The organism is Mesorhizobium australafricanum (genome assembly GCF_033977265.1).
Classification (GTDB): Bacteria; Pseudomonadota; Alphaproteobacteria; order Rhizobiales; family Rhizobiaceae; genus Mesorhizobium; species Mesorhizobium australafricanum.
On the sequence record NZ_JAVIIT010000006.1, the window covers coordinates 325,488 to 338,997 of the forward strand.

Annotated in this window: 15 protein-coding genes and 1 riboswitch; of the genes, 13 read left to right on the top strand and 2 right to left on the bottom strand. The window is 63.4% G+C overall.

Translation table 11 applies throughout. From position 1 onward, the window contains the following. The gene (locus RFM98_RS14765; protein WP_320309558.1) at window positions 1-429 is read right to left on the bottom strand and encodes a DUF1636 family protein; all 429 of its coding nucleotides are present in this window, start codon (window positions 427-429) and stop codon (window positions 1-3) included. Between the two features lie 41 nt (window positions 430-470). Beyond that, a riboswitch (cobalamin riboswitch) is annotated at window positions 471-674 on the bottom strand. Window positions 675-703: 29 nt separating this feature from the next. Further along, window positions 704-1,903: a winged helix-turn-helix domain-containing protein gene (locus RFM98_RS14770; protein WP_320309559.1), complete on the bottom strand. Its 1,200-nt coding sequence runs from the start codon at window positions 1,901-1,903 to the stop codon at window positions 704-706. 332 nt (window positions 1,904-2,235) lie between these two features. On the opposite strand from RFM98_RS14770, the gene RFM98_RS14775 reads away from it, so the two are divergent. From RFM98_RS14775 to nuoK, 13 genes are all read left to right on the top strand, one after another. Further along, window positions 2,236-2,601: an NADH-quinone oxidoreductase subunit A gene (locus tag RFM98_RS14775; RefSeq protein WP_320213181.1), complete on the top strand. Its 366-nt coding sequence runs from the start codon at window positions 2,236-2,238 to the stop codon at window positions 2,599-2,601. Then, window positions 2,592-3,173, top strand: coding sequence for a NuoB/complex I 20 kDa subunit family protein (locus tag RFM98_RS14780; RefSeq protein WP_013531090.1), 582 nt, complete (start codon window positions 2,592-2,594; stop codon window positions 3,171-3,173). The genes RFM98_RS14775 and RFM98_RS14780 overlap by 10 nt, the downstream gene beginning before the upstream one ends. Window positions 3,174-3,177: 4 nt before the next feature. Next, window positions 3,178-3,783, top strand: coding sequence for an NADH-quinone oxidoreductase subunit C (locus RFM98_RS14785; protein ID WP_320309560.1), 606 nt, complete (start codon window positions 3,178-3,180; stop codon window positions 3,781-3,783). Between the two features lie 9 nt (window positions 3,784-3,792). After that, window positions 3,793-4,983 carry an NADH-quinone oxidoreductase subunit D gene (locus RFM98_RS14790; protein WP_320213169.1) on the top strand — a complete coding sequence of 397 codons (1,191 nt, stop codon included), beginning with the start codon at window positions 3,793-3,795 and terminating at the stop codon, window positions 4,981-4,983. Beyond that, complete coding sequence (locus RFM98_RS14795) at window positions 4,984-6,324, top strand: NADH-quinone oxidoreductase subunit E (protein WP_320309561.1); 1,341 nt, start codon at window positions 4,984-4,986, stop codon at window positions 6,322-6,324. It abuts the gene before it with no gap. 10 nt (window positions 6,325-6,334) lie between these two features. After that, the gene (gene nuoF / locus RFM98_RS14800; RefSeq protein ID WP_320213167.1) at window positions 6,335-7,639 is read left to right on the top strand and encodes an NADH-quinone oxidoreductase subunit NuoF; all 1,305 of its coding nucleotides are present in this window, start codon (window positions 6,335-6,337) and stop codon (window positions 7,637-7,639) included. A 75-nt stretch (window positions 7,640-7,714) separates the two neighbouring features. Beyond that, window positions 7,715-8,389: a helix-hairpin-helix domain-containing protein gene (locus tag RFM98_RS14805; RefSeq protein ID WP_320309562.1), complete on the top strand. Its 675-nt coding sequence runs from the start codon at window positions 7,715-7,717 to the stop codon at window positions 8,387-8,389. A 74-nt stretch (window positions 8,390-8,463) separates the two neighbouring features. Continuing rightward, window positions 8,464-10,545 carry an NADH-quinone oxidoreductase subunit NuoG gene (nuoG, locus tag RFM98_RS14810; RefSeq protein ID WP_320309563.1) on the top strand — a complete coding sequence of 694 codons (2,082 nt, stop codon included), beginning with the start codon at window positions 8,464-8,466 and terminating at the stop codon, window positions 10,543-10,545. Between the two features lie 2 nt (window positions 10,546-10,547). Further along, window positions 10,548-11,591 (top strand): NADH-quinone oxidoreductase subunit NuoH, encoded by a 1,044-nt coding sequence (gene nuoH / locus RFM98_RS14815; RefSeq protein WP_320309564.1) that lies wholly within the window; start codon window positions 10,548-10,550, stop codon window positions 11,589-11,591. Then, window positions 11,591-11,848, top strand: coding sequence for a hypothetical protein (locus RFM98_RS14820; RefSeq protein WP_320309565.1), 258 nt, complete (start codon window positions 11,591-11,593; stop codon window positions 11,846-11,848). Before nuoH ends, RFM98_RS14820 begins: the two co-directional genes overlap by 1 nt. Beyond that, window positions 11,845-12,336 (top strand): NADH-quinone oxidoreductase subunit NuoI, encoded by a 492-nt coding sequence (gene nuoI / locus RFM98_RS14825; protein ID WP_320309566.1) that lies wholly within the window; start codon window positions 11,845-11,847, stop codon window positions 12,334-12,336. Before RFM98_RS14820 ends, nuoI begins: the two co-directional genes overlap by 4 nt. Window positions 12,337-12,576: 240 nt before the next feature. After that, complete coding sequence (locus tag RFM98_RS14830) at window positions 12,577-13,197, top strand: NADH-quinone oxidoreductase subunit J (RefSeq protein ID WP_320309567.1); 621 nt, start codon at window positions 12,577-12,579, stop codon at window positions 13,195-13,197. 1 nt (window position 13,198) lies between these two features. Continuing rightward, window positions 13,199-13,507: an NADH-quinone oxidoreductase subunit NuoK gene (nuoK, locus tag RFM98_RS14835; protein ID WP_027168992.1), complete on the top strand. Its 309-nt coding sequence runs from the start codon at window positions 13,199-13,201 to the stop codon at window positions 13,505-13,507. The last annotated feature ends 3 nt before the right edge of the window (window positions 13,508-13,510 follow it).

The window sequence follows — 13,510 nt, forward strand, 5'->3', positions numbered from 1 at the left end:
TCAGTCCTTCAGCATGTCGAGGGGAGGGATGCGGGCAACGAGGCCGCGCTTGAGGGATTCGGGACGGCCACGCCACGGGATCAGGCCATCGGTCGAGGTGGCGAAGAGCTTTGCGCCGGCGACGAGATCGGCGCCGCTGGTCGTATTCAAGTCGCCGAAGACGTAGCTCCAGCAGCCGTCGCGCAGCAGCGCGGCGCTTAGGCGGCGCTTGCAATTGCCGAGGCATTCGACAGTGCGGATGCGGATTTTCTCGCCCGATGCCGCGCAGCGCGCATCTTCGGCCAGCAGCGCGCCGGCGCGCTGCTGCGCGTCCGAACCGGTTTCGTCGCGGCAGGATGAGCAGACGATGACGGTCACGCCAGCCAACGCGTCGGGATCGCTGGACGCATTGTCCGCTGTGCCAGCCGAAAAACTGCCGTTGTGGTCCAAAAAACCATGCTCCTTGCCCGGAAACCCGCCGGGCGATCGGATTCAAAAAGTCTCAGACGGCAGGTCTCCTGGCTCGCGGGTCGTCACCCTGAATGCCGCCTTCCCGGGAACATCCCAGTGGTTTTCGGCCGGGGCTCGTCGCTTACAGTTGCGGGGACAGCCGCGGATTTGGGTTTTCGGCCCGCACCGCATTCCCTCTTGGCCCTTGCCGTTGCGGGCAAGGGACCGTCTGGGCCGGATTTAGGCTTTTGCAGGCGACAGTGTCAACGCACGGCTACGACACCGCGATGTCGGCCAGCGGCTGCCCCAGATCGCCGGCGGGCGTTACCTCGATGCGTTCCAGGCCGAGCCAGCCTTGCATCTGCTTCAGTTCTTCGAACAACTGGGCGGCCGTGTCGGGCGGAGCGCCGGGCTCGGCATAGGTGGCGTGGACGCGCAGCACGCTGGCCGGGCGGTCGGCCCTCAGATCGACACGGGCGACGATCCGGTCGCCGAGCAGGAAGGGCAGCACGTAATAGCCGTATTGGCGTTTTTCGGCCGGCGTGTAGATCTCGATGCGGTAGCGGAAGTCGAACAGCTTTTCCGTCCGCGTGCGCTCGAAGACGACTGGATCGAAAGGCGCGAGCAGGGCGCGCGCTTCGATTCGGCGCGGAAAGCGTGCGTCCTTGTGAAGATAGGCGGTCTTGTCCCAGCCTTCGACCTTCACCGGCAGCAATTCGCCCGTCTCGACCAGTTCCCCGATGCGGTCTTTCGTGTCGCCCGGCGCCAGGCGAAAATAGTCGCGCAGGTCGCCATAGGTGGCAATGCCATGGGCGCGGGCGGAAATGCGCAGCAATTCGCGATGCGCGTCCTCGACCGAGGGGACGGGCAGGTCGAGCACGGCCTGCGGCAAAACGCGCTCGGGCAGGTCGTAATAGCGTTCGAAGCCGCGCCGGTAGGCGGTGGTGATACGGCCGGCCCAGAACAGCCACTCAAAAGCGTGCTTGGCCTCGCTCCAGCCCCACCAGCCGCCATTACCCTTGTGGCCCTCGATGTCGGATGCGGCGATCGGCCCGCGTTCGGCGACTTGCGCGTAGATCTCGTCGATCGTCGTTTTGCGTTCACGGCCCCATTTCGCCAGGCCGAGATACATCTCGTCGCCCTGCTCGGCGCGCTGCATGCGCCAGCGCATCAAAGGATAGGTCTCGACGGGCAGAAACGACGCCTCATGCGCCCAATATTCAAAGACCGCGCGCTTGCGGGTGACCGCGGCGTTGTCGAGCAGCGCAAGCGGGTAGGGACCGAGACGCGAATAGAGCGGCATATAATGAGCGCGCACCACGGCGCTTACGGAATCGATCTGCAACAGGCCGGTTCGCGAAAGCACACGCGCAAGGTGCCGGCGATCCGGAACGCCACCGGGCCGAGGGTCGTTGAACCCTTGCGCACCCAGCGCGATGCGCCTGGCCATGGCGAGCGAGATTTTCTCCTTCATCAAGGTACCCTTGCCGCGATCGTCCGTCGGATTTTTAGCCGGTGATTCCGGCCATGCTAGCAGGCAAATGGCGGGAGATATGTCAGGAGAGAAAAGTGGAGTAAAAAGTGAAGGAAATCAAACAGGAGCGGATCGGACCAGTTTCTTCCGATATGGCGTCCAGGGCCGCGAATTGAACAAGGTTTGACTTGCGTCACCGAAACCGCTGCGCTAACCCTCGCCGCGTTGCAGCATGGGCCCCTTAAAACGGTTCAGCGGTTAAACTGTCACGCTTCCGCATTAGAGTTCGTTGCTGTAATCAAAGTGAACTGCCCCCGAAGGAAAGCCGCCGCATGAGCGCACTCCTGAGTTCGTATCTGCCCATCGTCCTGTTCATCGCCGTGGCGACGGTCGTCGGTCTGGCGCTTCTCGTCGCCCCCTTCCTGGTGGCCTACCGCAGTCCCGATCCGGAAAAGCTTTCCGCCTATGAATGCGGATTCAACTCGTTCGACGACGCCCGCATGAAATTCGACATTCGCTTCTACCTGGTGTCGATCCTGTTCATCATCTTCGACCTCGAGGTCGCCTTCCTGTTTCCGTGGGCGGTGTCCTTCTCCAAGCTCGGCATGCTCGGCTTCTGGTCGATGATGGTGTTTTTGGCGGTGCTGACCATCGGCTTTGCCTATGAATGGAAAAAAGGAGCGCTGGAATGGGATTGAACGACAGTTCAGGCACCCTCGTCGCGCCGAAGCCCAAGGGCATCATCGATCCCAACACCGGCAGGCCGGTGGGGGAGGACGATCCCTTCTTCCTCGAAATCAACAATGAACTGGCCGACAAGGGCTTCCTTGTCACCTCGACCGAAGCGCTGATCACCTGGGCGCGCAGCGGCTCGCTGATGTTCATGACCTTCGGCCTCGCCTGCTGCGCGGTCGAGATGATTCACACCTCGATGCCGCGCTATGACTCGGAGCGTTTCGGCGTTGCGCCGCGCGCGTCCCCGCGCCAGTCCGACATCATGATCGTCGCCGGCACGCTGACCAACAAGATGGCGCCGGCGCTGCGCAAGGTCTACGACCAGATGCCGGAGCCGCGCTACGTCATCTCGATGGGCTCCTGCGCCAATGGCGGCGGCTACTACCACTATTCCTACTCGGTGGTGCGCGGCTGCGACCGCATCGTGCCGGTCGACATCTATGTGCCCGGCTGCCCACCGAGCGCGGAAGCGCTGCTCTACGGCATTCTCCTTCTGCAGAAGAAGATCCGCCGCACCGGCACGATCGAGCGGTGAGCCGATGACCCAAGCGTTGAACGAACTCTCCACCTATCTCGGCGAGAAGCTCTCTGGCCGCATCGGCGAAGTCGTGCTTGCGTATGGCGAGCTGACGGTCTCCGTCGACCCCGGCAATCTGGTCGAGGTGGCGACCTTCCTGCGCGACGATCCGCGCTGCCAGTTCATCTCGATCATCGACATCTGCGGCGCCGACTACCCGTCGCGCGCCAAGCGCTTCGACGTCGTCTATCACCTTCTGTCACCGAAGCAGAATGTCCGTATCCGCCTCAAGGTCCAGGCCGACGAGGAGACGCTAGTGCCGTCGCTGACCGGCGTCTATCCCGGTGCCGACTGGTTCGAGCGCGAGACCTACGACCTTTATGGCGTGCTGTTTTCGGGTCATCCGGACCTGCGTCGCATTCTCACCGACTATGGTTTCGAGGGCCATCCGCTGCGCAAGGACTTCCCGCTGACCGGCTTTGTCGAGGTTCGTTACGACGACGAGGCCAAGCGGGTCATCTACGAGCCGGTGGAATTGAAGCAGGAATTCAGAAACTTCGACTTTTTGAGCCCGTGGGAGGGAACGGACTACGTTCTGCCGGGCGATGAGAAGGCGAAGGCAAATTGAGGCGCCACCATGGCTGAAACCTCCGTTCGTAATTTCAACATTAACTTTGGGCCTCAACACCCTGCAGCGCACGGTGTTTTGAGGTTGGTTCTCGAGCTGGACGGCGAAGTCGTCGACAGAGTCGATCCGCATATCGGCCTTCTGCATCGCGGCACCGAGAAGCTGATCGAGGCCAAGACCTACCTGCAGGCCGTGCCTTATCTCGACCGGCTCGACTATTGCGCGCCGATGAACCAGGAGCATGCCTTCGCTCTCGCGGCCGAGCGCCTGCTCGGCATCGAGGTGCCGAAGCGCGGCCAGTTGATCCGCGTGCTTTATTCCGAGATGGGCCGCATCATGTCGCACATCCTCAATGTGACGACGCAGGCGATGGACGTCGGCGCGCTGACGCCGCCGCTGTGGGGCTTCGTCGAGCGCGAAAAGCTGATGGTGTTCTATGAGCGGGCCAGCGGCTCGCGCATGCATGCGGCCTATTTCCGGCCCGGCGGCGTGCACCAGGACCTGCCGCAGAAGCTGGTCGAGGACATCGGCAAGTGGATCGATCCGTTCCTGAAGTCGATCGACGATCTCGACGCGTTGCTCACTGGCAACCGCATCTTCAAGCAGCGCAATGTCGATATCGGCACGGTGTCGCTGGCCGACGCCTGGGCCTGGGGCTTTTCGGGCGTGATGGTGCGCGGCTCGGGCGCTGCCTGGGACCTGCGCAAGTCGCAGCCTTATGAATGCTATTCCGAGATGGATTTCGACATCCCGATCGGCAAGAACGGCGACTGCTACGACCGTTACCTGGTGCGCATGGAAGAGATGCGCCAGTCGGCCAAGATCATGCGCCAGTGCGTCGATCTCCTGCTCGGCAAGGAAAGCACCGGTCCGGTGTCGAACCTCGACGGCAAGGTGGTTCCGCCCAAGCGCCAGGCGATGAAGCGTTCGATGGAAGCGCTGATCCATCATTTCAAGCTCTACACCGAAGGCTATCGCGTGCCGGCCGGCGAGGTCTATGCGGCCGTCGAGGCGCCGAAGGGCGAGTTCGGCGTCTATCTCGTCTCCGACGGCACCAACAAGCCCTACCGCTGCAAGCTGCGCGCGCCCGGCTTCGCACATCTGCAAGCCATGGATTTCCTGTGCCGCGGCCACATGCTGGCCGACGTCACCGCCGTGCTTGGCTCTCTCGACATCGTGTTTGGTGAGGTCGATCGCTAAATGTCAGTCCGCCGTCTCGCAGATGCCAGCGTCCAGCCAGCCTCCTTCGCCTTCAACAAGGCGAATGCGGCGGCGGCGCAGCAGTGGATCGCCAAATATCCGAAGGGGCGCGAACAGTCGGCCATCATCCCGCTGTTGATGATTGCGCAGGAGCAGGAAGGCTGGGTCACCAAGGCGGCGATCGAGACGATCTGCGACATGCTCGGCATGCCGCGCATCCGCGGCCTCGAAGTCGCGACCTTCTACACGCAATACCAGCTCAACCCGGTCGGCACCCGCGCGCATATCCAGGTCTGCGGCACAACGCCCTGCATGCTGCGCGGCTCGGAAGCGCTGATGGACGTCTGCCGGTCAAAAATCCATCACGACCAGTTCCACACCAACGACAAGGGCACGCTGTCGTGGGAGGAGGTCGAATGCCTCGGCGCCTGCGTCAACGCGCCGATGGTTATGATCTTCAAGGACACCTTCGAGGATTTGACGCCTGAGCGGCTGGCCGAGATCATCGATCTCTATGATGCCGGCAAGGGCGCCGAGGTTAAGCCCGGCCCGCAGAACGGCCGTATCGGCTCCGAGCCGGCCGGTGGCCTGAAGACGCTGACCAGTGAAAAGGCGATCCTGAAGTCGACGCGCGACAAGGAAGCCAAGGCTGCAGCGAAGGCGGCCAAGGATGCCGCCGCGGCGGCACCAGCTGCGGCTGCTGCCAGCGTCGTCTCGCAGGCGGCACCTGCTCCGGCCGCGCCCGCGGCTCCGGCACCCGCCGCGCCGCCGGCCTCCGGCCCGGTTGCGCCGTCCAAATCCGCCAAGCCGAAGACCCATGCGGCTGAAACCAGCCCGGCGCTTAACACGCCGTCGCCGGTCAAAGTCGCCTCGGCCACCGAGAACGGCGCCAGCGTCAGGGCGCCGCGCCATTCGGCTGCGAATGCCAACCAGGCCGATCCGGAAGTCGAGGCTGTTTCAAAGCCGCGCAGCGGGCCAAAAACGAAAACCGAACCGGCCACCGCCTTCAAGGCACCGGAAACAAAGCAGCCTGTCGCCAAACCGACGAAACCTTCGCTCGAGGACAAGAACCGCCCGGCCGGTATCGAGCGTCCGGTAACGGTCGATGACCTCAAGCTGATCTCCGGCGTCGGGCCGAAGATAGAAGCCATCCTGCATACGCTTGGCATTTACACTTTCGCCCAGGTAGCAGCCTGGAAGACGGCCGAGCGCGAATGGGTCGACGGCTATCTCAACTTCCGCGGCCGCATCGAGCGCGACGACTGGGTGAAGCAGGCCAAGGCGCTCGCCAAGGGCGGCGTCGCCGAATACATCCGCGTCTTCGGCAAGAAGCCGGTCTGAGGGACGAACAATGCTTCAGGACAAAGACCGCATCTTCACCAACATCTACGGCCTGTTCGACAAGTCGCTGGCCGGCGCGCAGTCGCGCGGCATTTGGGACGACACGCCGGGCCTCGTCGCCAAGGGGCGCGACTGGATCGTCAACGAAATGAAGGCGTCCGGCTTGCGCGGCCGTGGCGGCGCCGGGTTCCCGACCGGTCTGAAATGGTCGTTCATGCCCAAGCAGAGCGACGGCCGGCCGAGCTACCTCGTCGTCAACGCCGACGAATCCGAGCCAGGCACCTGCAAGGACCGCGACATCCTGCGCAACGACCCGCACACGCTGGTCGAGGGCTGCCTGGTTGCCGGCTTCGCCATGGGCGCGGTCGCTGCCTACATCTATGTGCGCGGCGAGTTCATCCGCGAGCGCGAGGCGCTGCAGCGCGCGATCGACGAGGCCTACGCGGCCAAGCTCATCGGCAAGAACAACACATCCGGCTACGACTTCGACGTCTATATGCATCACGGCGCCGGCGCCTATATCTGCGGCGAGGAGACCGCGCTGCTCGAAAGCCTCGAGGGCAAGAAGGGCCAACCACGGCTCAAGCCGCCGTTCCCGGCCAATGTCGGCCTCTATGGCTGCCCGACGACGGTCAACAATGTCGAGTCGATCGCCGTGGCGCCTACCATCCTGCGCCGAGGGGCGGCCTGGTTCTCGTCGTTCGGCCGGCCGAACAACGCCGGCACCAAGCTGTTCTGCGTGTCCGGCCACGTCAACAACCCGTGCACCTTCGAAGAAGCGATGTCGATCCCGTTCCGCGAACTCATCGAGACGCATTGCGGCGGCATTCGCGGCGGTTGGGACAATCTGCTGGCGGTCATCCCGGGCGGCGCGTCGGTGCCGCTGGTCCCGGCCGAGCAGATCATGGACGCGCTGATGGATTTCGACGCGCTGCGCGATCTCAAATCCGGCCTCGGCACCGCGGCTGTCATCGTCATGGACAAGTCGACGGATATCGTGAAGGCGATCGCCAGGCTCTCCTACTTCTACAAGCATGAGAGCTGCGGCCAGTGCACGCCGTGCCGCGAAGGCACAGGCTGGATGTGGCGGGTGATGGAGCGGCTGGTACGCGGCGAGGCGCAGAAGCGCGAGATCGACATGCTGCTCGACGTCACCAAGCAGGTCGAGGGTCACACGATCTGCGCGCTGGGCGATGCGGCGGCCTGGCCGATCCAGGGCCTGATGCGGCATTTCCGCGGCGAGGTGGAACGCCGCATCGACGAGTTTTCGCGCAACGCGCACCGGGTCGAGCCGGTGATGGTTGCGGCGGAATAGGACTTTGAAATACGGGCTTGGCCCGACGACTGAAAGCAGGGGCGGGGCATACGAAGAAACGACCAGGAGATCTCTATGGCGCCGTATTCGATACCCTATCCGTTCATGCCTGATTTGGACCAGCTCGAGAAGATGAACCAGGACCTGACCAAGATGATGCCGAAGGAGATGGCCAGCGCTGTCAACCTTCTGGCGCATCCGGTCGCGGGTGCTGCCGCGATGTCGGCGATCAGCATCGGTCTTGCCAACCATGCCGTCGGCATGTGGATGGGCGCGTTCACCGGCGCGCTGGAAGCGTCGCAACGCATGTTCCAGCCTTTCCTCGACGACCTCGAGGCGCAGAGCGAAGCGGCAGCCAATTCGTCCAAGGCACGCAAGGCAGCCGAGACGCTGATCGCCAAGGCGCAGACCTTCGCCAAGGATGTGACCGACATTGCGGCGACCGCTACCGAGAAGGCGCTCGGCGCCGACGCTGTCGATGAGCCGGCCGCGCCCGGGCTGATGCCCGAGGATTTCAGGCAACCGAAAGCCGTCGACAGGCCGGCGAAGCCGTCGGATCTGAAGGCGATTTCGGGTATCGGACCGAAGCTGGAGAAGGTGCTCAACGGCCTCGGCATCTGGACCTATGGCCAGATCGCCGCCTGGACGTCGCAAGAGATTGCCTGGGTGGAAGATTATTTGTCGCTCGCCGGCCGTATCGGCCGCGACGACTGGACCGCCCAAGCAGCGGCGCTCGCCGCGGCTAAGTGAATTGAAGTGCCGGGCGCGGCTTAAGTCGCGCCCGGAAATAGAGATTGCGGGACATCCGCGAGGGTTTGAGGCGAATGGCAAAGCTCAAGGTCGACGGGAAAGAGATCACGGTACCCGACCACTACACGCTGCTGCAGGCGGCCGAGGATGCCGGCGCGGAAGTGCCGCGCTTCTGCTTCCACGAGCGGCTGTCCATCGCCGGCAATTGCCGCATGTGCCTGATCGAGGTGAAGGGCGGCCCGCCCAAGCCGCAGGCGTCCTGTGCCATGGGCGTGCGCGACCTGCGCCCCGGCCCGAATGGCGAGCCGCCGGAAATCTTCACCAACACGCCGATGGTCAAGAAGGCCCGCGAAGGCGTGATGGAATTCCTGCTGATCAACCATCCGCTCGATTGCCCGATCTGCGACCAGGGCGGCGAGTGCGACCTGCAGGACCAGGCGATGGCCTTCGGCGTCGATTCCTCGCGCTACCACGAGAACAAGCGCGCGGTCGAAGACAAGTATATCGGCCCGCTGGTCAAGACGGTGATGAACCGCTGCATCCACTGCACGCGCTGCGTCCGCTTCACCACCGAGGTCGCCGGCATCTCCGAGCTCGGCCTGATCGGCCGCGGCGAGGATGCCGAGATCACCACCTATCTCGAACAGGCGATGACGTCGGAGCTGCAGGGCAATGTCATCGACCTTTGCCCGGTCGGCGCGCTGACCTCCAAGCCGTTCGCTTTCCAGGCGCGGCCGTGGGAGTTGACCAAGACGGAATCGATCGACGTCATGGACGCCGTCGGCTCGGCGATCCGCGTCGACAGCCGCGGTCGTGAAGTGATGCGCATCCTGCCGCGCGTCAACGAGGCGGTGAATGAGGAGTGGATCTCCGACAAGACCCGCTTCATCTGGGACGGTCTGCGCACGCAGCGCCTCGATCGGCCGTATGTGCGCAAGAACGGCAAGCTGGCAGCAGCAAGCTGGGCGGAAGCCTTTGCGGCCATCAAGGACGAGGTGGGCAAGGCGGCGCCCGAGCGGATCGGCGCGATCGCCGGCGATCTCGCGGCCGTCGAGGAAATCTACGCGCTTAAGCTTCTGATGGCCGCTCTCGGTTCGAAAAACATCGACTGCCGCCAGGATGGTGCCGCGCTCGATCCGTCGCTCGGCCGCGCCAGCTACATCTTCAACCCGACCATCGAGGGCATCGAGCAGGCCGACGCGGTGCTGATCATCGGCGCCAATCCGCGCTTCGAGGCCTCGGTGCTCAACGCCCGCATCCGCAAGCGCTGGCGCGTCGGCAATCTGCCGGTCGGCGTGATCGGCGAGATCGGCGACACCCGCTACGATTACGATCTCATCGGCGCCGGCCCGGAATCGCTGAAGGACCTTGCCGACGGCAACGGCAGGTTCTTCGAGGTGCTGAGCAAGGCCACGCATCCGTTGATCATCGTCGGCCAGGGCGCGTTGGCGCGCCCGGATGGCGCCGCCGTGCTCGGCCAGGCAGCCAGGCTCGCGGCCGCCGTCAACGCGGTCACCGCCGACTGGAACGGTTTTGCGGTGCTGCACAACGCCGCGGCCAGAGTCGGTGGCCTCGATGTCGGCTTCGTGCCCGGCCAGGGCGGCAAGAATGTTGCCGGCATGCTGGGCGATACGGATGTGCTGTTCCTGCTCGGCGCCGACGAGATCGACATGGCCAAGACCGGCGGCGCCTTCGTCGTCTATATCGGCACGCATGGCGATGCCGGCGCGCATCGCGCCAATGTCATCCTGCCTGCGGCTGCCTACACGGAAAAGTCCGGCACCTATGTCAACACGGAAGGCCGAGTGCAGCAGACCAATCGCGCAGGTTTCGCTCCAGGCGAAGCGCGCGAGGACTGGGCAATCCTGCGGGCGCTCTCCGACGTTCTCGGCAAGAAGCTGCCCTTCGATTCGCTGGCGCAGCTGCGCGCCAAGCTCTATGGCGAATTCCCGTATCTCGCCCGCATCGACCAGGTGCAGGCCGGCAGCGGCGACGATATCGCCAAGGTGGCGAAGCTCGGCGGCCGGCTGAACAAGGGCACTTTCACCTCTCCGGTGAAGGACTTCTATCTGACCAACCCGATCGCGCGGGCATCGGCCGTGATGGCTGAATGCTCGGCGCTGGCCAAGAGCGGCTTCAAGCAGGCGGCGGAATAAGCATGGACACCTTCTTCTCCTTCTACGTGCTGCCGGCGCTGCTGATTCTCCTGAAGTCGGTCGTGCTGATCGTCGTTCTTTTGATCTTCGTCGCTTACGTGCTCTATGCCGACCGCAAGATCTGGGCGGCGGTGCAATTGCGCCGTGGCCCGAACGTCGTTGGCCCGTGGGGAACGCTGCAGGCCTTCGCCGACCTGTTGAAGTTCGTCTTCAAGGAGCCGGTGATCCCGGCCGGCGCCAACAAGGGCGTCTTCCTGCTCGCGCCGCTGGTGTCGGCGGTGCTGGCGATCTCGGCCTGGGCCGTCATTCCGGTCAACGAGGGCTGGGCGATCGCCAACATCAATGTCGGCATCCTTTATGTCTTCGCCATCTCCTCGCTCGAGGTCTATGGCGTGATCATGGGCGGCTGGGCATCAAACTCGAAATACCCGTTCCTCGGCGCGCTGCGTTCGGCCGCGCAGATGGTGTCCTACGAAGTTTCGATCGGCTTCGTCATCGTCACCGTGCTGCTCTGCGTCGGCTCGCTCAACCTCTCCGACATCGTGCTGTCGCAGCAGGATGGTCTGGGCACGCGGCTCGGCCTGCCCAACACCTTCCTCGACTGGCACTGGCTGTCGCTGTTCCCGATGTTCATCGTGTTCTTCATCTCGGCGCTGGCCGAGACGAACCGTCCGCCGTTCGATCTGGTGGAGGCGGAATCGGAACTCGTCGCCGGCCACATGGTTGAATATTCGTCGACGCCGTTCCTGCTCTTCTTCCTCGGCGAGTATGTCGCCGTTGTCTTGATGTGCGCGCTGGCGACCATCCTCTTCCTCGGCGGCTGGCTGCCACCGTTCAACTTCGCGCCCTTCACCTGGGTGCCGGGGCTGATCTGGTTCGTGCTCAAGGTCTGCCTGGTCTTCTTCATGTTCTCCATGGTGAAGGCCTTCGTGCCGCGCTACCGCTACGACCAGCTGATGCGGCTGGGCTGGAAAGTCTTCCTGCCGATCTCGCTGTTCATGGTCGTAGCCACCGCGGCGTTCCTCAAGATCACGGGGTTTGCGTGATGAGCGATATCTCCGCAGGTTTTCTGGGAGCTGTTGCCGGCTTGCTTGTTGCCCTTTTCGGCAATGTTGTTGTGCTGCCTTACGTGTTGCGACAGCAGGGACGGAGGATCTCCGCAAATTATCAAGCTCCCGTGTTTGGTTGGGACAAGCAGAAAGTGGCGTCGCTCACGCGAGTTGCGTATCGCTTTCTGATGCCAATCCTGTTCGGGTTTGTGGGCGCTGTCGCCGCAATTCAAGTATTTGGGGGTGCTGAATGAGTGCTCTGACCCAAGCCGCAAAGTCGCTGCTGCTGAAGGATTTCGTCGGCGCCTTCTTCCTGTCGATGCGCCAGTTCTTCGCGCCAAAGGAGACGATCAACTATCCGCACGAGAAGGGGCCGATCAGCCCGCGCTTCCGTGGCGAGCATGCGCTGCGCCGTTATCCGAATGGCGAGGAACGCTGCATCGCCTGCAAGCTCTGTGAGGCGATCTGCCCGGCGCAGGCAATCACCATCGAGGCCGGTCCGCGCCGCAATGACGGCACGCGCCGCACCGTGCGCTACGACATCGACATGGTGAAGTGCATCTATTGCGGCTTCTGCCAGGAAGCCTGCCCGGTCGACGCCATCGTCGAGGGGCCGAATTTCGAGTTCGCGACCGAAACGCGCGAGGAGCTTTACTACAACAAGGAAAAGCTGCTCGCCAACGGCGATCGCTGGGAGCGGGAGCTGGCGCGCAACATCGCGCTGGACTCGCCTTATCGCTGACATTTGACGCATGGACGGGGCGAGGGGCCTCGTCCATAGGATGATCCCGAAACGTTGCAGACTTTTCGGACCAGATCATCCTCCGGAGTAAAGAGAGTGGCGCATGTTTCTTTCGATCGGGCCTTTCAACCCGATCGGAACATGCGCTAGGAACACGCGGCTTCGGCACCGGAAGCGGTACCAGGCCACAGACAACGGAGAGGGCGAACGTCCGATCCGACAAGGAACCCGGGGGAACCCATGCTGAGTGGACTAGAGGCGGCCTTTTTCTACCTCTTCGCCTTTATCGCCGTGGCGTCGGCCTTCATGGTCATTTCGTCGCGCAATCCCGTGCATTCCGTGCTGTTCCTGATCCTCACCTTCTTCAATGCCGCCGGCCTGTTCATGCTGACCGGCGCCGAGTTCCTGGCGATGATCCTGCTCGTCGTCTATGTCGGCGCGGTGATGGTGCTGTTCCTGTTCGTCGTCATGATGCTCGACGTCGACTTCGCCGAGATGAAGCAGGGCGCGCTGCAATATGCGCCGATCGGCGCGATGGTCGGGTTGATCCTGGCGGCGGAACTGATCGTCGTGCTCGGCGGCTACACGTTAGCGCCGCAGCTAGCCTCGACGGTCGCGAAGGCGACACCGGATCTCGCCACGCGCTCCAACACGGCCGCGCTCGGCGACATCCTCTATACGGACTACCTCTATTATTTCCAGATTTCCGGGCTGGTGCTGCTGGTCGCCATGATCGGCGCCATCGTGCTGACGCTGCGCCACAAGGAAGGCATCAAGCGGCAGTCGATCGCCGCCCAGGTCGGCCGCACGCCGGCGACGGGCATGGAAATCCGCAAGGTCAAATCGGGCGAGGGCATCTGAGATGGTCGTCGGCATTGCACATTACCTGACCGTATCGGCGATCCTGTTCACGCTCGGCGTGTTCGGCATCTTCCTGAACCGCCGCAACATCATCGTCATCCTGATGTCGATCGAGCTTATCCTGCTTGCGGTCAACATCAACTTCGTCGCCTTCTCGGCGGCGCTGCATGATCTCGTCGGACAGGTCTTCGCCCTGTTCGTGCTGACGGTCGCAGCCGCTGAAGCCGCGATCGGTCTTGCCATTCTTGTCGTCTTCTTCCGCAACCGCGGCTCGATCGCGGTCGAAGACGTGAGCGCGATGAAGGGTTGACGG